This window comes from Streptomyces sp. NPDC031479 (genome assembly GCF_055581065.1).
On sequence record NZ_JBVIKC010000030.1, the window covers coordinates 74,140 to 93,381 of the forward strand.

Sequence of the window (19,242 nt, forward strand, 5' to 3'; positions counted from 1 at the left end):
CGCGACCACCGTGTTCGATACGCTTTCCGACCGCCTCAGCGCGACCTTCAAGTCCCTCCGGGGCAAAGGCCGCCTCTCCGAGCAGGACATCGACGCTGCGGCGCGGGAAATCCGTATCGCCCTCCTCGAGGCCGACGTCGCGCTTCCCGTCGTCCGCTCCTTCATCGCGAACGTCAAGGAAAGGGCCCGTGGCGAGGAGGTCAGCAAGGCGCTGAACCCCGGCCAGCAGGTCCTCAAGATCGTCAACGACGAGCTGGTCTCCATCCTCGGCGGCGAGACCCGCCGGCTGCGCTTCGCCAAGACCGCGCCCACCGTGATCATGCTGGCCGGTCTCCAGGGTGCCGGTAAGACCACCCTCGCCGGAAAGCTCGGCCTCTGGCTCAAGGGGCAGGGCCACACCCCGCTCCTCGTCGCGTGCGACCTCCAGCGCCCCAACGCCGTCAACCAGCTCTCCGTGGTCGCCGAGCGCGCCGGTGTCGCGGTCTACGCGCCCCAGCCCGGCAACGGCGTCGGAGACCCGGTCCAGGTGGCCAAGGACTCCGTCGAGTACGCCCGCACCAAGCAGCACGACATCGTCATCGTCGACACCGCCGGCCGCCTCGGCATCGACCAGGAGCTGATGCAGCAGGCCGCGGACATCCGCGACGCCGTCAGCCCCGACGAGATCCTCTTCGTCGTCGACGCGATGATCGGCCAGGACGCGGTCAACACCGCGGAAGCCTTCCGCGACGGCGTCGGCTTCGACGGCGTGGTGCTGTCCAAGCTCGACGGCGACGCCCGCGGCGGTGCCGCGCTCTCCATCGCGCACGTCACCGGCAAGCAGATCATGTTCGCCTCGAACGGCGAGAAGCTCGACGAGTTCGACGCCTTCCACCCCGACCGCATGGCGGGCCGGATCCTCGACATGGGTGACATGCTCACCCTCATCGAGCAGGCCGAGAAGACCTTCTCGCAGGCCGAGGCCGAGAAGATGGCGGCCAAGCTCGCCAAGGGCCCCAAGGAGTTCACGCTCGACGACTTCCTGGCCCAGATGGAGCAGGTCCGCAAGATGGGCTCCATCTCCAAGCTCCTCGGCATGCTCCCGGGCATGGGGCAGATCAAGGACCAGATCAACAACATCGACGAGCGCGACGTGGACCGCACCGCCGCGATCATCAAGTCGATGACCCCGGCCGAGCGCCAGGACCCGCACATCATCAACGGCTCCCGCCGCGCCCGCATCGCCAAGGGCTCCGGCGTCGAGGTCAGCGCCGTCAAGTCGCTGGTCGAGCGGTTCTTCGAGGCCCGCAAGATGATGTCCCGCATGGCCCAGGGCGGCGGCATGCCGGGCATGCCCGGCATCCCCGGGATGGGCGGCGGCCCAGGCCGGCAGAAGAAGCAGGTCAAGCAGGCCAAGGGCAAGCGCAAGAGCGGCAACCCGATGAAGCGCAAGGAAGAGGAGGCCGCGGCAGCGGCCCGGCGCGAGCAGGGCCCGCAGGCGATCGAGCCCGCCGCCGCCGGCAACCCGTTCGGGCTCCCCGCGGGCGGCCAGGGCGGTCAGGACTTCGACCTGCCGGACGAGTTCAAGAAGTTCATGAAGTAGGACCGGGCAGGCGTACCCGGTACGCGAAGAGGGCCCCGGCCGTGCACCCACGGCCGGGGCCCTGCCGTTTCCCGCGGGGGCATACGTCCCGTTTGTCGCCTAAGGTCGGCCGGGAGGACGGCATAAGGAGGCCCCCGTGCCCAGCCCCACCCCCGTACCGCCGCGCGACCGGGCCGACACCCCCTGGCGTTCGGAAGGCGCCCCGCCCGCGCCGCCGCCCAGGAAACGCATGCCCGGCGGCTGGCGCGGGCTGGTCCTCACCGCGCTGATCGTCTACCTGATCGCCAACGTGGTCCTGTCCTTCTTCAACGAGGGCGACGAGCCGGTCGTCTCGTACACGGAGTTCAGCAAGCAGGTCGCCGCGGGCAACGTCTCGAAGATCTACTCCAAGGGCGACGCCATCCAGGGCGAGCTCAAGGCCGGGCAGCCGCTCCCCGACGGCAAGGGCGAGTACACCAAGTTCACCACCCAGCGCCCCGCGTTCGCCGACGACCAGCTGTGGGCCAACCTCACCAAGCACAACGTGACCGTGACCGCCTCGCCGGTCGTCGTACAGCGCAGCTTCCTCGCCAATCTGCTGCTCTCCCTCGCCCCCATGCTGCTCCTGGTCCTCCTGTGGGTGGTCATCGCCCGGCGGATGGGCTCGGGGATGGGCGGCATGGGCGCCCTCGGCCGGAAGGCCCCGCCCAAGCCGGTGGAGCTGGCGGGCGCCAAGCGCACCACCTTCGAGGACGTGGCGGGCATCGACGAGGTCGAGGGCGAGCTGAACGACGTCGTCGACTTCCTGAAGAACCCCGGACAGTACCGCCGGATGGGCGCCCGGATGCCGCGCGGCGTCCTGCTGTCCGGCCCGCCCGGCACCGGCAAGACCCTGCTGGCCCGGGCCGTCGCCGGCGAGGCGGGCGTGCCCTTCTTCTCGGCCTCCGCCTCCGAGTTCATCGAGATGATCGTCGGCGTGGGCGCCTCACGGGTGCGCGAACTGTTCGCGGAGGCCCGCAAGGTGGCCCCCGCGATCATCTTCATCGACGAGATCGACACCATCGGCCGCGCCCGCGGCGCCGGGGCCGGCGTGGGCGGCCACGACGAACGCGAACAGACCCTGAACCAGATCCTCACCGAGATGGACGGCTTCTCCGGCGCCGAGGGCGTGATCGTGCTGGCCGCCACCAACCGGGCCGACGTCCTGGACCCGGCACTCACCCGCCCCGGCCGCTTCGACCGCACGGTGGTCGTCTCCCCGCCCGACCGGGACGGACGGGCGGCCATCCTGCGCATCCACACCCGCGACATCCCGCTCGCCCCCGACGTGGACCTGACCCGGGTGGCCCGGACCACCCCGGGCATGACGGGCGCCGAACTCGCCAACCTCGCCAACGAGGCCGCCCTGCTGGCCGTCAAACGACGGCGCGACCAGGTCACCCCGGCCGACCTGTCCGAGGCCCTGGAGAAGATCCAGCTGGGTGCGGAGCGGTCCCTGGTGATGCCCGACGAGGAGCGCCGCCGCACCGCGTACCACGAGAGCGGGCACGCCCTGCTCGGCATGCTCCGCCCCGGCGCCGACCCCGTACGCAAGATCACCATCGTCCCCCGCGGCCGCGCGCTCGGCGTCACCCTCTCGGCCCCGGACGCCGACCGGTACGCCTACACCGAGGACTACCTCCGCGGCCGCATCATCGGCGCACTGGGCGGCATGGCCGCCGAGCACGTCGTCTACGACGTCATCACCACGGGCTCCGAGAGCGACCTGGAACAGGTCACCGGCATCGCCCGCGGCATGGCCGGCCGCTGGGGCATGAGCGAGCGCGTCGGACGCCTGACCGCCATCCCCTCCGACGGGCAGAGCCCCTACGGCCTCGCCGCCGCACCCGCCACCCTCGACGCCGTCGACCACGAGATGCGCCGCATCGTCGACGAGTGCTACGAGGAGGCCTGCCGCGTCCTGCGCGAGCACCGCCCGCAGCTCGACGCCCTGGCCGAGGCCCTGCTCGCCCACGAGACCCTGGACGAGAAGGCGGCGTACGCCGCGGCCGGGATCCCCCGCCTGGAGAAGTAGCGCCGGGCGGCCCGCGGCCGCCCGGCGGCCGCCGTCAGGCCACCCGGGCGACGACGTAGCGGAAGATGTTCGGCAGCCAGACGGCTCCGTCGGTCCGCTCGTACGGGTGAAGCGCCTCGGACAGCTCCTTCTCCGCCAGCGCGGGATCGGCCGCCGCGTCGTAGAGCCCGGTGGACAGCAGACCCCGTACGGCGCTGTCCACGTCCGCGTACCCGAACGGGCAGAACACCCGCCCCGACCCGTCGGGCACCAGGCCCGCCTCCGCCACCAGCTCGTCCAGGTCCCGGGCCGCCGGGCCGCCGCCCAGCACCGCCGGAACCGTGCAGCGCTCCGCCGGACCCCAGTCGGCCAGCACCACCGCGCCGCCCCGCCGGACCGCCGGCAGGGCCTCCGCGAGGGCGCCCGGCGCCGGCGAGAGCGCCAGCAGTACGTCGTACGGCCGCGCGGCGGGCAGCGGGGGATCCGCCACCACCTCCAGCAGCCGTTCCCGGGCCAGCGCCCGGCGGGCCGGATCCGCCTCCACGCCCGTGGCGGCGGCGCCCCGGCCCGCGGCCAGCAGCAGGGGCAGCCCGGCCCCGCAGCCGAGGCCCAGCAGCCGGTCGCCCGGCCCGACCTCCAGCCGGTCGTAGACCGCCTCGTACAGCGGTACCAGCATCCGTTCCTGGATCTCCGCCCAGTCCCGGGCGACGAGCGTCGCCGTCGGCGTCGGTGTCATCGAAAGAGCGCTCCTGATTCCGTCTCGCCCCCTTGCCCCCGTTGCCAGGGAACTCCCCATTCGCCCCCGCGTCCAGAGGAGTGCGCCACCCGATTCACGCTCGGTGCGCCCGGCGCCGTACCATTCGCGCCATGGCAAAGGCACCCGTTCTCACCCCGCAGGCGGAGGATTTCCCCCGCTGGTACCAGGATCTGATCAACAAGGCCGAGCTGGCCGACAACGGTCCGGTCCGCGGCACGATGGTCATCCGACCGTACGGCTACGGCCTGTGGGAGCGGATGCAGCAGGAGATGGACGCCCGCATCAAGGACGCGGGTGCCCAGAACGCGTACTTCCCGCTGTTCATCCCGCAGTCGTACCTGACGAAGGAAGCCGAGCACGTCGAGGGCTTCGCCCCCGAGCTCGCGGTCGTCACCCACGGCGGCGGCAAGGAGCTGGAGGAGCCGGTCGTCGTCCGGCCCACCTCCGAGACGATCATCAACGACTACTTCTCCAAGTGGGTCCAGAGCTACCGGGACCTGCCCCTGCTGATCAACCAGTGGGCCAACGTGGTCCGCTGGGAGATGCGCCCCCGCGTGTTCCTCCGTACGAGCGAGTTCCTCTGGCAGGAGGGCCACACCGCCCACGCGACGTACGAGGACGCCCGCGAATACGCCGCCCGCATCCACCGCGACGTCTACGGCGACTTCATGACGAACGTGCTCGGCATCGACGTCGTGCTCGGCCGCAAGACCGCCAAGGAGCGCTTCGCCGGCGCCATCAACACCCTCACCCTCGAAGGCATGATGGGCGACGGCAAGGCGCTCCAGCTGGGTACGAGCCACGAGCTCGGCACCAACTTCGCCAAGGCCTTCAACACCCAGTACCTGTCGAAGGAAGGCAAGCAGGAGCTGGTCTGGCAGACCTCGTGGGGCGTCTCGACCCGCATGGTCGGCGGTCTGATCATGTCCCACGGTGACGACAACGGCCTGCGCGTCCCGCCGCGCCTCGCGCACGTCCAGGTCGTCGTCATGGCGATCAAGGGCGACGAGGCCGTGGCGAAGGTCCGCGAGCTGGGCGCGCAGCTGAAGGCCGCCGGCATCCGCGTCCAGGTCGACGACCGCGTCGACACCCCCTTCGGCCGTCGCGCCGTGGACTGGGAGCTCAAGGGCGTACCGGTCCGCATCGAGATCGGCCCCCGCGACCTGGAGGCCGGCACCGCGATGCTGGCCCGCCGGATCCCGGGCGGGAAGACCCCCGTGCAGATCGACGCCCTCGCCGACCTGCTGCCCAAGGTCCTCGAAGAGGACCAGGCGCAGCTGCTGCGCGAGTCCCGCGAGCGCCGCGAGGCCCGTACGTCGGACGTCTCGACCATCGAGGAGGCCGCCGAGGCCGCCGTCGCCGGCGGCTGGGCGCGCATCCCGTGGGCCGACCTGGGCCCCGAGGGCGAGGCCAAGCTGGCCGAGCAGGCCGTCTCCGTACGCTGCCTGATCGCGGCGGACGGGTCGGTTCCGGAGACGGACGACGCTCCCGGTACCCTCGCCATCGTCGCGCGCTCGTACTGACGCACTTCATCACGCCCCCGGCGTGCGGCTTCGGCCGCGCGCCGGGGGCGTGGCCATTGCCGGTCTTCGTTACGTACCGACTCCTCCTGAGATCTACGCACCCGTCCTCGTCGGGACGCATCAGAGTGAACTGACTGGTACGTGCAAAAAATTTGGAATGGCCCGGAATCGGAACACCGGGGCACCCCGGCTCGTTGTCACGACGTGAGCACGACACCACCTGTTCTCGCCGCAGAGCTGGCGCAGGCGTGGGCCGACATTCAGCGGTACCACCCCGAGCTGCCTGACCTTGCCGCGCCCGAGTCCCTGATCGGAGAGTCCTCGTCCGCCTGCGGCGCGGAACTCTCCTTCGAGCGACTGCTGCACGAGGCAGTCCACGGCATCGCCGCCGCCCGCGGTGTCCGTGACACCTCGCGAGCCGGCCGCTACCACAACCGCAGATTCCTGGCGATCGCCGAGGAGATGGGGCTGGACCACTCGGAGGAGCCGCACGCCAGCAGCGGGTTCTCCCTGGTCTCCCTCAATCCCGAGGCCAAGAAGCGCTACCGCCCCACCATGGAGCGGCTCCAGCGCGCACTGAAGGCGCACACGGCGGCCACGGCCGCCGACACCAAGCGCAGCTTCCGCGGTCCGGCCGCCCGGCACGGCTCCTCCGGCGGCGGCGTACGGGTCAAGGCGGTCTGCGACTGCGGGCGCAACGTCCGGGTGGTCCCGTCCGTGCTGGCCCAGGCGCCGATCGTGTGCGGCGGCTGCATGAAGCCGTTCCGCATCCCCGAGGTCGCGGTTTCGGCGGCCGCCTCCTGAGCCCGCGGCCCCACGGCCGTACGGGGGCGGCGGTCGGGCGTGGGCCCGCCGACGGGGCGGCGGCCAGGTGGCGTGCTGCCGCACGCCACCGATCGCCCCTCCCCGTGAGAAGCGCCGCAGGCATGTGGCACAATGGACAGCTGTACTCGACAGTCGCATAGGACCCCTCTCTCCTCCGGCTGACGCGTCCATCGGGCACCCGAGTACCGCAACCCCACGTGGCATCTCATGTGCCCAACCACGTCAAGTTCAGGAGACACCACTCCAGTGGCAGTCAAGATCAAGCTCAAGCGCCTCGGCAAGATTCGCCAGCCGCACTACCGCATCGTCGTCGCCGACGCCCGCACCCGCCGTGACGGTCGCGCGATCGAAGAGATCGGTATCTACCACCCGACGTACAACCCGTCGCGCATCGAGGTCAACGCCGAGCGTGCGCAGTACTGGCTGTCCGTTGGCGCCCAGCCCACCGAGGCCGTTCTCGCCATCCTGAAGCTGACCGGTGACTGGCAGGCGCACAAGGGCCTCCCGGCCCCCGCGCCGCTGCTCCAGCCGGCGACGAAGGAGAGCAAGCGTCGCTCCTTCGACGAGTTCGCCAAGGCCCTCGAGGGCATCGGCGAGACCAAGGGCGAGGCCATCACGCAGAAGGCCAAGAAGGCCGACAAGAAGGCGGACGAGGCTGAGGCCGCCGCCGAGTCGACCGAGGCCTGATCATGCTCGAGGAGGCTCTTGAGCACCTCGTGAAGGGCATTGTGGACAACCCCGACGACGTGCAGGTCGCCTCGCGCAACCTGCGCCGCGGACAGGTGCTCGAGGTCCGGGTCCACCCGGAAGACCTCGGGAAGGTGATCGGCCGCAACGGCCGCACCGCACGTGCGCTGCGTACCGTCGTGGGCGCCATCGGCGGCCGTGGGATCCGCGTCGACCTCGTCGACGTGGACCAGGTCCGCTGAGCATTTGAATCACCGGCACGGGCCGGGGAGGGCGTTCGTCGCCCTCCCCGGCCCGAGTCGTTTCTGCGCGTGAGCAGAGCGACCATTGATGGAGAAACCACGACGCGGAGGTACCACCTCCGCGCGAGCGGCGGCGGTCCGGCCGTGAAAAGGGGAAGAGACGCACAGTGGAGCTGGTAGTCGCGCGGATCGGCCGCGCCCACGGGATCAAGGGTGAGGTCACCGTCGAGGTGCGGACGGACGAGCCGGAGCTCCGGCTCAGCCCCGGTGCCGTCCTGCGGACCGACCCGGCGTCGGCGGGTCCGCTGACCATCGAGGCGGGCCGGGTGCACAGCAGCCGGCTCCTGCTCCGCTTCGCGGGCGTCAAGGACCGCACCGGCGCCGAGGCGCTGCGCAACATCCTGCTGATCGCCGACGTCGACCCGGCGGAGCTGCCGGAGGAGCCGGACGAGTACTACGACCACCAGCTGATGGACCTGGACGTGGTGCTCGAGGACGGCACGGAGGTCGGCCGGATCACGGAGATCTCCCACCTGCCCTCCCAGGACCTCTTCATCGTCGAGCGCCCGGACGGCAGCGAGGTCATGATCCCCTTCGTCGAGGAGATCGTCGCCGAGATCGACCTGGAGGAGCAGCGCTGCGTCATCACCCCGCCGCCCGGGCTGATCGACGACCGCGCCGAGATCGTGTCGACGCGCGACGCCGACGCCGGGGCCGATGGCGGGGACGACGCCTGATGCGGCTGGACGTCGTCACGATCTTCCCCGAGTACCTGGAGCCGCTGAACGTCTCCCTCGTCGGCAAGGCGCGGGCGCGCGGCCAGCTCGACGTACACGTTCACGACCTGCGGGACTGGACGTACGACCGGCACAACACGGTCGACGACACCCCGTACGGCGGCGGACCGGGCATGGTCATGAAGACCGACCCGTGGGGCGAGGCCCTGGATTCGGCACTCGCCGACGGCTACGAGGCGGGAGCCCGCGGTCCGGTCCTGGTCGTCCCGACGCCCAGCGGCCGTCCCTTCACCCAGGAACTGGCCGTCGAGCTCTCCGAGCGCCCGTGGCTCATCTTCACCCCGGCCCGGTACGAGGGCATCGACCGCCGCGTCATCGACGAGTACGCGACGCGGATGCCGGTCTACGAGGTCTCCATCGGCGATTACGTCCTGGCGGGCGGCGAGGCCGCCGTCCTGGTCGTCACGGAGGCCGTGGCCCGGCTCCTGCCGGGGGTGCTCGGCAATGCGGAATCGCACCGCGACGACTCCTTCGCGCCCGGCGAGATGGCCAACCTGCTGGAGGGCCCCGTCTACACCAAGCCCCCGCAGTGGCGCGGGCGCGGGATCCCCGAGGTGCTGCTCAGCGGCCACCACGGGAAGATCGCACGGTGGCGCCGGGACGAGGCCTTCCGCCGGACGGCGCGCAACCGCCCGGACCTGATCGAGCGCTGCGAGGCCTCCGCCTTCGACAAGAAGGACCGGGAGATCCTGAGCATCCTGGGCTGGAAGCCCACCGCCGACGGCCGATTTTGGCGCAGGCCGCAGGCCGTGGAAGAATAGGCGGCTGCTGTGTGCTCGCGTACGCCCCTGCCACAGGGGGACCGTCGTCCGCGAAGTGCCACGGCTCCCGAATTCTCTACGGAAATCCGCACCGGCGACCTGTGGCGTCGTGCGAAGAAAGCAGACGAAGAACATGTCTCACCTGCTCGATGGCGTCAACGCCGCCTCCCTGCGCACGGACGTCCCGGCCTTCCGCCCGGGTGACACGATCAACGTGCACGTCCGCGTGATCGAGGGCAACCGCTCCCGTATCCAGCAGTTCAAGGGCGTTGTCATCCGTCGCCAGGGCTCTGGCGTCTCCGAGACCTTCACCGTTCGCAAGGTCTCCTTCAGCGTCGGCGTCGAGCGCACCTTCCCCGTGCACTCCCCGATCTTCGAGAAGATCGAGCTCGTCACCCGCGGTGACGTGCGTCGCGCCAAGCTGTACTTCCTCCGTGAGCTCCGCGGCAAGGCCGCGAAGATCAAGGAGAAGCGCGACCGCTGATCTCCTCTCCGGGTCCACGGGAAGGCCGGATAGGCTCGCCCCCGATGGACACCGAAGCAGAGCTCACACAGCGCGGCCACTCCTCCCCCGAGCAGGGGGAGGAGGGGCCGCGTTCTGCGTTTTCCGGACGGTTTTCCGGACGGTTTTCCGGACGGTTTTCCGGATGGGGCGGACGCTCGTCGTCCTGGCGCCGGGCGGGGCTGCTCGGTGTGGCCTGCACCGTCTTCCTGCTGCTGTTCGCCGACTTCGTGGTCCAGCCGTTCCTGATCCCCAGCCGCTCGATGGAGCCGACCCTGAAGGTCGGGGACCGGGTCCTGGTCAACAAGCTGGCGTACCGTTTCGGCCAGGAGCCGAAGCGCGGGGACGTGGTCGTCTTCGACGGGACCGGCTCCTTCGTGCGCGAACGTCCCGCGGGCAACCCGGTCGGCGAGGCCGTCCACGGCGCGTTCTCGGCGCTCGGGCTCGCGGAGCCCGCGGAGACGGACTTCGTGAAGCGGGTCGTGGGCGTCGGCGGGGACGACGTGGTGTGCTGCGACGTGGCCGGCCGGATCAAGGTCAACGGGGTCGCGGTCGACGAGCCCTACCTCCACCCGGGCGACGCGCCCTCCGCGGTGCCCTTCCGGATCGTGGTCCCGCTGGGGACCCTGTGGGTCATGGGCGACCACCGCTCCCAGTCCCGTGACTCCCGGGACCACCTGGGGGAGCCGGGCGGCGGGATGGTGCCGGTGGAGAAGGTGATCGGACGGGCCGACTGGCTCGGCTGGCCGGTGACGCGCTGGGGCTCGCTGCCCGACGGCGCGGGGGCGTGGTCCCGGGTCGGCGGCGGCTCCCATGGGTAGCCGGGGACGCCCGAGGGGCGGTCGGGACAAGGGGCGCGAGCCGGAACCGGATCCGGCCGCGCGGCCCGCTCCCGAGCCCGCTCCTTCCCCCGGGTCCGCGTCCGAGTCCGGGTCCGGGTCCGCTTCCTCCGGGGGCTCCGGGGAGGAACCCGCCGCGCCGGAGCCCGGTGGCCGGGCCGAGCGGCGCCGGCTGGCGCGCCGGGTCCGGCGGCGCCGGCGCACCCGCCGGGCGGGCGAGCTCCCGCTGCTGGTGGTCGTCGCCCTGTGCATCGCGCTGCTGCTCAAGACCTTCCTGGTGCAGGCGTTCTTCATCCCGTCCGGCTCGATGGAGCAGACGATCCGGATCGGCGACCGGGTGCTGGTGGACAAGCTCACCCCGTGGTTCGGCTCCAAGGTCGAACGCGGCGACGTCGTCGTGTTCAAGGACCCGGGAGGCTGGCTCAAGGGCGAGGCCGCCCAGCCGGACCAGGACCCTGCCGGGATCAAGCAGATCAAGGAGGCCCTGACCTTCATCGGCCTGCTGCCGTCCGCCGACGAGCAGGACCTCATCAAGCGGGTCGTCGGCGTCGGCGGGGACACCGTGAAGTGCTGCGACGCGCGGGGCCGGGTGACCGTCAACGGCGCGCCGCTCGATGAGCCGTACGTGTCACCGGGCAACGCCCCGTCCGAGATCCGTTTCGAGGTGCACGTGCCGAAGGGACGTCTCTTCGTGATGGGTGACCACCGCGCCAATTCGGCCGACTCCCGTTACCACCTCGACGAGGCCTTCGACGGCACGATCGACGAGAACGGCGTGGTCGGGCAGGCGGTGGTGATCGCCTGGCCCTTCGACCACTGGCGCAGGCTGGAACAGCCGGCGACCTTCCTGCAGGTGCCGGATCCGGCGCGAACCGGTCGGCGGCGCGGACGCCTTGGGCGCCGTCGGGGCACGGCGTTCGCATAGTGTGTCCTCGGTCTCCCGCGCCTTAGGGAACTCCCGCTCGTTAAGGGAGGGGAGGGCCCGTCGACCGATCCGGCGCGGGACGCGAATTCCGAACGAGGAGTGGATGTGGGGGACGTGGCGGTAGGCGCGCGGTCCGGACGCGATGAGGGCGAGGAGCGGCCGGACGATGCCGTCGAGCGCGAGACCGGTGCCGAGACGGGCGACGCGGACGCGCGGCCGCAGCGGTCCTTCTGGAAGGAGCTCCCGCTCCTCATCGGTATCGCCCTCCTGCTGGCCCTGCTGATCAAGACCTTCCTGGTACAGGCGTTCTCGATCCCGTCCGATTCGATGCAGAACACCCTGCAGCGCGGCGACCGGGTGCTGGTGGACAAGCTGACCCCGTGGTTCGGTTCGGAGCCCGAGCGCGGCGAGGTCGTCGTCTTCCACGATCCGGCGAGCTGGCTGGCGGGGGAGCCCACCCCTGAGCCGAACATCGTGCAGAAGGCCCTCAGCTGGATCGGCCTGATGCCGTCCGCCGAGGAGAAGGACCTGATCAAGCGGACCATCGCCATCGGCGGGGACACCGTGGAGTGCAAGAAGGGGGGACCGGTCGTCGTCAACGGCAAGGCGCTGGACGAGCCGTACATCTACCCCGGCAACACCGCCTGCGACGACGCCCCCTTCGGCCCGATCACCGTGCCCAAGGGCAAGATCTGGGTGATGGGCGACCACCGCCAGAACTCCCAGGACTCCCGCTACCACATGCAGGACTCCACCCAGGGCTTCGTGCCGGTCGACAAGGTCGTCGGGCGGGCCGTGGTGGTCGCGTGGCCGCTCACCCGCTGGGCCACCCTCCCGGTTCCGGACACCTTCGACCAGCCCGGCATCAACCACCAGGCGGCGGCGACCGCCCTCGGCCTCGGGGCCTCCGGCCTCGCCCCGGTCGGGCTCGGCCCGGCGGCGCTGGGCCTCACGGGCGCGGTGCCCGTGGTGCTGTGGCGCAGGAGGAGGCTGACTACCGGGCGTACCGCCCGGTAGGGTGCCGCCCAGGTCGACGATCTCCGAGGCGGGGGCGCTGCAATGGGCGGAACACAGGCAGGACGCGGGACCACCGGTGGCCGCGGCGGCCTCGGCAACGTGTTGTCGGGGCTCGCCGTGGCCATCGGTTTCGTGCTCTTCCTCGGTGGTTTCGTCTGGGGGGCCCTGGTGTACCAGCCGTACACGGTGCCGACCGACTCGATGGTGCCGACGGTGCGGCCGAACGACCGGGTGCTGGCACAGCGGATCGACGGCGATCAGGTGCGCCGCGGCGACATCGTCGTCTTCACCGACACGGAGTGGAGCGGCTCGCCGATGGTCAAGCGGGTCGTGGCCGTGGGCGGCGACACCGTCCGCTGCTGCGACCAGGGCGGCCGGCTGACCGTGAACGGCAAGGAGCTCGACGAGCCCTACCTCGACCGGGCGGGCAGCGCCGGGGCGGCGCTCGGGACGGCCGGCGCCCCGTACGAGGTGAAGGTGCCCGAGGGCAACCTCTTCCTGCTCGGTGACCATCGCGGTGCCTCGCTCGACTCCCGCGCGCACCTCCAGGAGGCCGGCCAGGGCACCGTGCCCCGGTCGGCCGTGTCGGCCCGGGTCGACGCGCTGGCCTGGCCGTCGATGACCATGGTGGAGCGGCCGCGGGCGTACGCCTCGCTGCCCGGTGGGATCTCCGCCCCGGGACCCCTGCGGCTCCAGGTGGCGGCGGTGGTGGCCGGAGCCCTCCTGGTGGTGCTGGGGGCCGCCTACGGACCCCTCGTACGGATCCTGGGGCGCGGGCGGCGGGAGACCTCCGGTGCCCGCTGAGCCGGGCGCCGACGGGCATCCGGACCCGGAGCCGCGGAAGGTCTCCCGGGTCATCCTGCTGGACCCCGAGGACCGGATCCTGTTGCTGCACGGCTTCGAACCGGACGATCCCGCCGCCGACTGGTGGTTCACGCCCGGCGGAGGGCTGGAGGGCGACGAGAGCCGGGAGCAGGCGGCGCTGCGGGAACTCGCCGAGGAGACGGGGATCACAGAGGTCGAGCTGGGACCGGTGCTGTGGCACCGGTACTGCGCCTTCCCCTTCGACGGGAGACGCTGGGAACAGGACGAGTGGTACTTCCTCGCCCGTACCGCCCGGACCGCGATCGAGATGGGCGGCCTCACCGAGCTGGAGCGGCGCAGCGTCGCGGGAGCGAGGTGGTGGACCTCCGAGGAACTGCTGGCGGCCCATGAGACGGTGTACCCGACCAGACTCGCCGAGCTGCTGCGCACGCTGCTCGACGACGGTCCTCCGGGTGCTCCGGTGGTCCTGGCCCCGGAAATCGTTTAGGGGCCCGTGGCGCTGGCGCACAATAGGGGGACGCACGGCTGAAGGGGAACATGCCATGAGTGCCGAGGACCTCGAAAAGTACGAGACCGAGATGGAGCTGAAGCTCTATCGGGAGTACCGCGACGTCGTCGGGCTGTTCAAGTACGTGATCGAGACCGAACGCCGTTTCTACCTCACCAACGACTACGAGATGCAGGTGCACTCGGTCCAGGGGGAGGTCTTCTTCGAGGTCTCGATGGCGGACGCCTGGGTCTGGGACATGTACCGGCCCGCGCGCTTCGTCAAGCAGGTACGGGTGCTGACCTTCAAGGACGTGAACATCGAGGAGCTCAACAAGAGCGACCTCGAACTCCCGGGCGGCTGATCCGCCCCGCCCGCTCACCCCTGGGGGTGAGCGGGTTTTCCACAACGCCCCGGTTGTCCACCAAGATCCACTCGGTGCGTCCGGACACGGGAACCTCGGTGCCGGAGGTGGTGCCGGATGAACGCGAAGGGCGTGGCACGACAGGCGCTGGGACGGTACGGCGAGGACCTCGCCGTGCGGAGGCTGACCGAGTCGGGGATGACGGTGATCGCCCGGAACTGGCGGTGCCGGGGCGGGGAGGTCGACATCGTCGCGCGGGACGGGGACGCCCTCGTCCTGTGCGAGGTCAAGACGCGCCGCCAGGGGGTCTTCGAGCACCCCATGGCCGCGGTCCGGGCCGCCAAGGCCGAGCGGCTGCGACGGCTCGCCGGGCGCTGGCTCGCCGATCACGGCGGACCGCCCCCGGGCGGGGTGCGGATCGACCTCGTCGGAGTGCTGCTGCCGCGCCGTGGGGCGCCGCGGGTGGAGCACGTCAGGGGGGTGGCCTGATGGGTTTCGCACGGGCCTGCTCGGTGGCCCTGGTGGGCGTCGAGGGCGTACTGGTCGAGGTCCAGGCCGACCTGGAGCCGGGGGTCGCCGCATTCACCCTGGTGGGGCTGCCCGACAAGACCCTGGTCGAGAGCCGGGACCGGGTGCGGGCCGCCGTGGTGAACTCCGGCGCCCAGTGGCCGCAGAAGAAGCTCACGGTCGGGCTCAGCCCGGCGTCCGTCCCGAAGGCGGGCGCCCATTTCGACCTCGCCGTAGCGGTCGCGGTGCTGGGCGCCGCCGAGGTGGTCGACCCCGGGGCGATCGCCGACCTCGTGCTCATCGGGGAGCTGGGCCTCGACGGCCGGGTCCGGCCGGTGCGGGGGATCCTGCCCGCGGTGCTCGCGGCCGCCGAGGCCGGGTACCGGCAGGTGGTGGTGCCCGAACAGTGCGCCGGTGAGGCCGGGCTGGTCCCGGACGTCGCGGTGCTCGGGGTGCGCAGCCTGCGGCAGCTGATCGCCGTCCTGACCGACGAGGTGGTGCCCGACGAGGAGCCGCCGGACCGGCCGGGACGCCCCGACCCGATACTGGCGGGGCTGGTGGTGCCGGGCGCCGGACTCGGTACGGGCCTGGCCCGGGGCGGGGGTGACGCCGCGGAGGTGCCCGACCTCGCCGACGTCGCCGGCCAGTACGCGGCCCGCCGGGCCCTGGAGGTGGCCGCCTCCGGGGGCCACCACCTCTTCCTCAGCGGGCCGCCCGGCGCGGGCAAGACGATGCTGGCCGAGCGGCTGCCCTGGCTCCTGCCCCCGCTCGACCGGCAGGACTCCCTGGAGGTGACCGCCGTCCACTCCGTCGCGGGGATCCTGCCGCCCGGCGAACCCCTGGTCGGGCGGCCCCCGTACTGCGCCCCGCACCACTCCGCGACGATGCAGTCCCTGGTCGGCGGCGGCGCCGGGATTCCCCGGCCCGGGGCGGTCTCGCTGGCCCACCGGGGCGTGCTGTTCCTGGACGAGGCCGCGGAGTTCAGCGGGAAGGTGCTGGACGCCCTGCGGCAGCCCCTCGAAGCGGGGCACGTGGTCATCGCACGTGCCGCCGGGGTGGTCCGGTTGCCGGCCCGCTTCCTGATGGTCCTCGCCGCGAACCCCTGCCCGTGCGGGCGGCACACCCTGCACGGCGCCGGCTGCGAATGCCCGGCCGCCGTGATCCGGCGTTACCAGGCCCGGTTGTCGGGGCCGCTGCTGGACCGGGTCGACCTGCGGGTCGAGGTCGAGCCCGTGACCCGCTCCGACCTCCTCGGGCAGGGCGGCAGGGGGGAGAGCACCGAGACCGTCGCCGCCCGGGTCCGCGAGGCCCGCGACCGGGCCGCCGCCCGGCTCGCCGACACGCCCTGGCGGCTGAACTCCGAGGTGCCCGGGCACGAGCTGCGCACCCGCTGGCCGGCCGGCCCCGGGGCACTGGCCCGGGCCGAGCGGGACATGGAGCGCGGACTGCTGACCGCGCGGGGCCTGGACCGGGTGTTACGGGTCGCCTGGACCGTGGCCGACCTGCGCGGCCGCGACCGCCCCGACGCGCTGGACGTGGCCGTCGCGCTGGAACTGCGCACCGGGATCGCCCGCGGGGCGGCCATGGCCTCGGGGGCGCAGCGGTGACCGCCGACGGGGCGGGGGACGCGGAGGTCCCGCAGTGCGACGGGCCGCCCGGGGCGGAGATGCTGGCGCGGGTCGCGCTGACCCGGGTGCTGGAACCCGGGGACGAGTGCGGGGGCCGGTGGCTGCGCGAGCACGGGGCCGTCGGGCTGATGCGGCTCCTGACCGGCGACGGCCCGGGGCACGGCGCGCTGACCGGGGTCGGACCCGAGCGGATCGCCGGGTACCGCAGACGGGCCGCCCTCGCCGAGCCCCGGCGGGACCTCGCGGAGGCTGCCGCGGTGGGGTGCCGGTTCGTCCCGCCGGGTTCGGCGGAGTGGCCGACCCAGCTGGACGACCTCGGGGACGCCCGGCCCGTCGGGCTGTGGCTGCGGGGCGGCGCCGACCTGCGGACCTGGGCCCTGCGCTCGGTCGCCGTGGTCGGGGCCCGCGCGTGCACCCCGTACGGGGCCCACATGGCGCAGACCCTCGCCGCCGGGCTCGCCGAACGGGGCTGGGTGGTCGTCTCCGGCGCCGCGTACGGGATCGACGGCGCCGCGCACCGGGGCGCCCTCGGCACCGGTGGCGCCACCGTCGCGGTGCTGGCCTGCGGAGTGGACGTGAGCTACCCCCGTGGCCACGCCGGGCTCCTCGGCCGGATCGCCCGTCAGGGGCTGGTGCTGGGGGAGCTGCCGCCCGGCGGCAACCCCACCCCGAGCCGCTTCGTCCTGCGCAACCGGGTCATCGCCGCCCTCACCCGGGGCACCGTGGTCGTCGAGGCGGCCCACCGCAGCGGCTCTCTGGTCACCGCCCGCCGGGCCCAGCGGCTCGGCCGCCTCACCATGGGCGTCCCCGGCCCCGCCACCAGCGGCCTCTCCGCCGGGGTGCACGAGCTGCTGCGCGGCGAGGCGCAGCTCGTCACGGACGCCGCCGAGGTGGTGGAACTGGTCGGCGACATCGGCGAGCTGGCACCCGTGCGCCGCGGACCGGTGCTCGCCCGCGACCTCCTGCCCCCGGACACCGTGCGCGTGCTCGACGCGCTCCCCGCCGGCCGGCCCGCGCGGCTGGAGGAGATCTCCCTCGCCGCGGCCACCGGCACCGATGAAGTCATCGGCAGACTGTACGAACTTCACTCTCTGGGGTTCGTCGAACGGCAGGGCGACGACTGGCGGTTGACCCCGCGCCCGCCACGAGAGGGGGCGCAATCCCGGGCCACCCGGCGAGGCGGTCATTGACCTGGGGCGTTCCGGTGAAAGAGTGAAGCCGATGAGAGACGCGGTCTTCCCGGTGGCAGCCGCCGGGGCCGAGCGCCAGGCGCCGGTCCCGGGCCGCCCGTGCGAGTCCGGGCGCCGCTGCGCCCCCGCGCCATCCCGTACTCTTCGCGCACCGCGACACTTCCGTCACGCTACGCTCCCAAGGAATCCGGCTCCGGCAAAGGCGAAGCATGCCCCAGCACACCTCAGGGTCCGACCGCGCTGCGGTGCCCCCCGCTGCCCGTGGCAGCGTGCGGTCCACCGCGCCCTCGTCCCTGGAGGTGCTCTGGCGCTCATACAAGGAGTCGGGCGACGAACGGCTGCGGGAGCAGCTGATCCTGCACTACTCGCCGTTGGTGAAGTACGTGGCGGGCCGGGTCAGCGTCGGCCTGCCGCCCAACGTGGAACAGGCCGACTTCGTCTCCTCCGGGGTCTTCGGCCTGATCGACGCGATCGAGAAGTTCGACATCGAACGGTCCATCAAGTTCGAGACGTACGCCATCACCCGGATCCGCGGCGCGATGATCGACGAGCTGCGGGCGCTCGACTGGATCCCGCGCTCCGTGCGGCAGAAGGCGCGGGCCGTGGAGCGCGCCTACGCCACCCTGGAGGCCCAGCTGCGGCGGACCCCGACGGAGGGCGAGGTCGCGGGTGAGATGGGGATCGGGGTCGAGGAACTCCACACGGTCTTCAGCCAGTTGTCCCTGGCCAACGTGGTCGCCCTCGAAGAGCTGCTGCACGTCGGCGGGGAGGGCGGCGACCGGCTCTCCCTGATGGACACCCTGGAGGACCACGCCGCCGACGACCCCGTGGAGGTGGCCGAGGACCGGGAACTGCGCCGACTGCTCGCACGGGCGATCAACACGCTCCCCGAGCGGGAGAAGACGGTCGTGACCCTCTACTACTACGAGGGCCTCACCCTCGCCGAGATCGGCAACGTGCTGGGCGTGACGGAGAGCCGCGTCAGCCAGATCCACACCAAGTCCGTGCTCCAGCTGAGGGCCAAGCTCGCCGACGTCGGCCGCTGACCCGGCACCGGCCTTGCACACCCTCCGTACAGTGGTGACGTGCCCAGGATTCGAGCGGCCTCCGTGGCCGAGCACCGGTCGATGCAGCGCGGCGCCCTGTTGGACGCTGCGCGCTCCCTGTTGTCGGAAGGCGGGACGGAAGCCCTGACCTTCCCCGCCCTCGCGGAGCGGACCGGGCTAGCCCGGTCGTCCGTGTACGAGTACTTCCGGTCGCGCGCGGCCGTGGTCGAAGAGCTGTGTGCGGTGGACTTCCCCGTGTGGGCCGCCGAGATCGAAGCCGCCATGGAGGCGGCGCAGACGCCCGGGGCGAAGATCGAGGCGTACGTGCGCAGCCAGCTCGGGCTGGTGGGGGACCGCCGGCACCGGGCGGTGGTGGCCATTTCCGCCAGTGAGCTGGACGCGGGCGCGCGGGAGAAGATCCGCGCCGCGCACGGCGGCCTGGTCGCGATGGTCGTCGAGGCCCTCGGCGCCCTGGGCCACACGGAGCCGCGGCTGGCCGCGATGCTGCTGCAGGGCGTCGTGGACGCCGCGGTGCGCCGGATCGAGCTCGGCGCGGCCGAGGCGCCCGACGTGGTGACCGAGGCCGCCGTCGCCATGGCCCTGCGGGGCGTGCGCGGCTAGGGGGTGTCTGACGGATCTCCGCGGCGTCGCGACGCCCGGCACGCACTCTCGCCGCACCGACCGAAAGCCCAAGTACGTCCAGTAC

The 19,242-nt window shown here is 72.3% G+C and carries 21 protein-coding genes; 20 read left to right on the forward strand and 1 reads right to left on the reverse strand.

Features of this window, described 5'->3' with window-relative positions:
- Positions 1 to 10: 10 nt before the first annotated feature.
- Together ffh and ftsH are read left to right on the forward strand one after the other, a co-directional pair.
- On the forward strand, positions 11 to 1,582 hold the full coding sequence (gene ffh / locus ACZ5D2_RS27910; protein WP_371676468.1) for a signal recognition particle protein: 1,572 nt from the start codon (positions 11 to 13) through the stop codon (positions 1,580 to 1,582).
- A 229-nt stretch (positions 1,583 to 1,811) separates the two neighbouring features.
- Positions 1,812 to 3,635, forward strand: coding sequence for an ATP-dependent zinc metalloprotease FtsH (gene ftsH / locus ACZ5D2_RS27915; protein WP_371681146.1), 1,824 nt, complete (start codon positions 1,812 to 1,814; stop codon positions 3,633 to 3,635).
- Between the two features lie 34 nt (positions 3,636 to 3,669).
- Here ftsH and ACZ5D2_RS27920 read toward each other — a convergent pair whose 3' ends face one another.
- Positions 3,670 to 4,350: a methyltransferase type 11 gene (locus tag ACZ5D2_RS27920; RefSeq protein WP_468932990.1), complete on the reverse strand. Its 681-nt coding sequence runs from the start codon at positions 4,348 to 4,350 to the stop codon at positions 3,670 to 3,672.
- Between the two features lie 131 nt (positions 4,351 to 4,481).
- Here ACZ5D2_RS27920 and proS point away from each other — a divergent pair, with 131 nt between their 5' ends.
- The 18 genes from proS (at position 4,482) to ACZ5D2_RS28010 (ending at position 19,157) form a co-directional block, all read left to right on the forward strand.
- The gene (gene proS, locus ACZ5D2_RS27925) at positions 4,482 to 5,894 is read left to right on the forward strand and encodes a proline--tRNA ligase (protein ID WP_371676466.1); all 1,413 of its coding nucleotides are present in this window, start codon (positions 4,482 to 4,484) and stop codon (positions 5,892 to 5,894) included.
- A gap of 204 nt (positions 5,895 to 6,098) precedes the next feature.
- Positions 6,099 to 6,698 carry a hypothetical protein gene (locus tag ACZ5D2_RS27930; protein WP_280918391.1) on the forward strand — a complete coding sequence of 200 codons (600 nt, stop codon included), beginning with the start codon at positions 6,099 to 6,101 and terminating at the stop codon, positions 6,696 to 6,698.
- A gap of 267 nt (positions 6,699 to 6,965) precedes the next feature.
- Positions 6,966 to 7,406 (forward strand): 30S ribosomal protein S16, encoded by a 441-nt coding sequence (gene rpsP, locus ACZ5D2_RS27935; RefSeq protein WP_266784074.1) that lies wholly within the window; start codon positions 6,966 to 6,968, stop codon positions 7,404 to 7,406.
- Positions 7,407 to 7,408: 2 nt separating this feature from the next.
- Complete coding sequence (locus ACZ5D2_RS27940) at positions 7,409 to 7,648, forward strand: RNA-binding protein (protein WP_042810017.1); 240 nt, start codon at positions 7,409 to 7,411, stop codon at positions 7,646 to 7,648.
- Positions 7,649 to 7,815: 167 nt separating this feature from the next.
- Entirely contained in the window at positions 7,816 to 8,385 is a 570-nt protein-coding gene (gene rimM, locus ACZ5D2_RS27945) for a ribosome maturation factor RimM (protein WP_468932994.1), read from the forward strand.
- Complete coding sequence (trmD, locus tag ACZ5D2_RS27950; protein WP_468932997.1) at positions 8,385 to 9,206, forward strand: tRNA (guanosine(37)-N1)-methyltransferase TrmD; 822 nt, start codon at positions 8,385 to 8,387, stop codon at positions 9,204 to 9,206. Before rimM ends, trmD begins: the two co-directional genes overlap by 1 nt.
- Positions 9,207 to 9,339: 133 nt before the next feature.
- Entirely contained in the window at positions 9,340 to 9,690 is a 351-nt protein-coding gene (rplS, locus tag ACZ5D2_RS27955; protein ID WP_030227407.1) for a 50S ribosomal protein L19, read from the forward strand.
- Positions 9,691 to 9,734: 44 nt separating this feature from the next.
- The gene (gene lepB / locus ACZ5D2_RS27960; protein WP_468933000.1) at positions 9,735 to 10,529 is read left to right on the forward strand and encodes a signal peptidase I; all 795 of its coding nucleotides are present in this window, start codon (positions 9,735 to 9,737) and stop codon (positions 10,527 to 10,529) included.
- Complete coding sequence (lepB, locus tag ACZ5D2_RS27965; RefSeq protein WP_468933002.1) at positions 10,522 to 11,472, forward strand: signal peptidase I; 951 nt, start codon at positions 10,522 to 10,524, stop codon at positions 11,470 to 11,472. Before lepB (ACZ5D2_RS27960) ends, lepB (ACZ5D2_RS27965) begins: the two co-directional genes overlap by 8 nt.
- 114 nt (positions 11,473 to 11,586) lie before the next feature.
- Entirely contained in the window at positions 11,587 to 12,489 is a 903-nt protein-coding gene (gene lepB / locus ACZ5D2_RS27970) for a signal peptidase I (RefSeq protein ID WP_266842600.1), read from the forward strand.
- Between the two features lie 42 nt (positions 12,490 to 12,531).
- Positions 12,532 to 13,293 carry a signal peptidase I gene (gene lepB / locus ACZ5D2_RS27975; protein WP_371676462.1) on the forward strand — a complete coding sequence of 254 codons (762 nt, stop codon included), beginning with the start codon at positions 12,532 to 12,534 and terminating at the stop codon, positions 13,291 to 13,293.
- Positions 13,283 to 13,801: an NUDIX hydrolase gene (locus ACZ5D2_RS27980; RefSeq protein WP_371676461.1), complete on the forward strand. Its 519-nt coding sequence runs from the start codon at positions 13,283 to 13,285 to the stop codon at positions 13,799 to 13,801. The genes lepB (ACZ5D2_RS27975) and ACZ5D2_RS27980 overlap by 11 nt, the downstream gene beginning before the upstream one ends.
- A 55-nt stretch (positions 13,802 to 13,856) precedes the next feature.
- Entirely contained in the window at positions 13,857 to 14,165 is a 309-nt protein-coding gene (locus tag ACZ5D2_RS27985; RefSeq protein WP_003965949.1) for a DUF2469 domain-containing protein, read from the forward strand.
- Between the two features lie 117 nt (positions 14,166 to 14,282).
- Positions 14,283 to 14,654: a YraN family protein gene (locus ACZ5D2_RS27990; RefSeq protein ID WP_371676460.1), complete on the forward strand. Its 372-nt coding sequence runs from the start codon at positions 14,283 to 14,285 to the stop codon at positions 14,652 to 14,654.
- Positions 14,654 to 16,279: a YifB family Mg chelatase-like AAA ATPase gene (locus tag ACZ5D2_RS27995; protein ID WP_371676459.1), complete on the forward strand. Its 1,626-nt coding sequence runs from the start codon at positions 14,654 to 14,656 to the stop codon at positions 16,277 to 16,279. Before ACZ5D2_RS27990 ends, ACZ5D2_RS27995 begins: the two co-directional genes overlap by 1 nt.
- 59 nt (positions 16,280 to 16,338) lie before the next feature.
- The gene (gene dprA / locus ACZ5D2_RS28000; protein WP_468933017.1) at positions 16,339 to 17,490 is read left to right on the forward strand and encodes a DNA-processing protein DprA; all 1,152 of its coding nucleotides are present in this window, start codon (positions 16,339 to 16,341) and stop codon (positions 17,488 to 17,490) included.
- A gap of 209 nt (positions 17,491 to 17,699) precedes the next feature.
- Complete coding sequence (gene whiG, locus ACZ5D2_RS28005; RefSeq protein WP_371676458.1) at positions 17,700 to 18,536, forward strand: RNA polymerase sigma factor WhiG; 837 nt, start codon at positions 17,700 to 17,702, stop codon at positions 18,534 to 18,536.
- Positions 18,537 to 18,599: 63 nt separating this feature from the next.
- A complete protein-coding gene (locus ACZ5D2_RS28010) occupies positions 18,600 to 19,157 on the forward strand; it encodes a TetR/AcrR family transcriptional regulator (RefSeq protein ID WP_468933020.1) in 558 nt (185 codons plus the stop codon).
- The last annotated feature ends 85 nt before the right edge of the window (positions 19,158 to 19,242 follow it).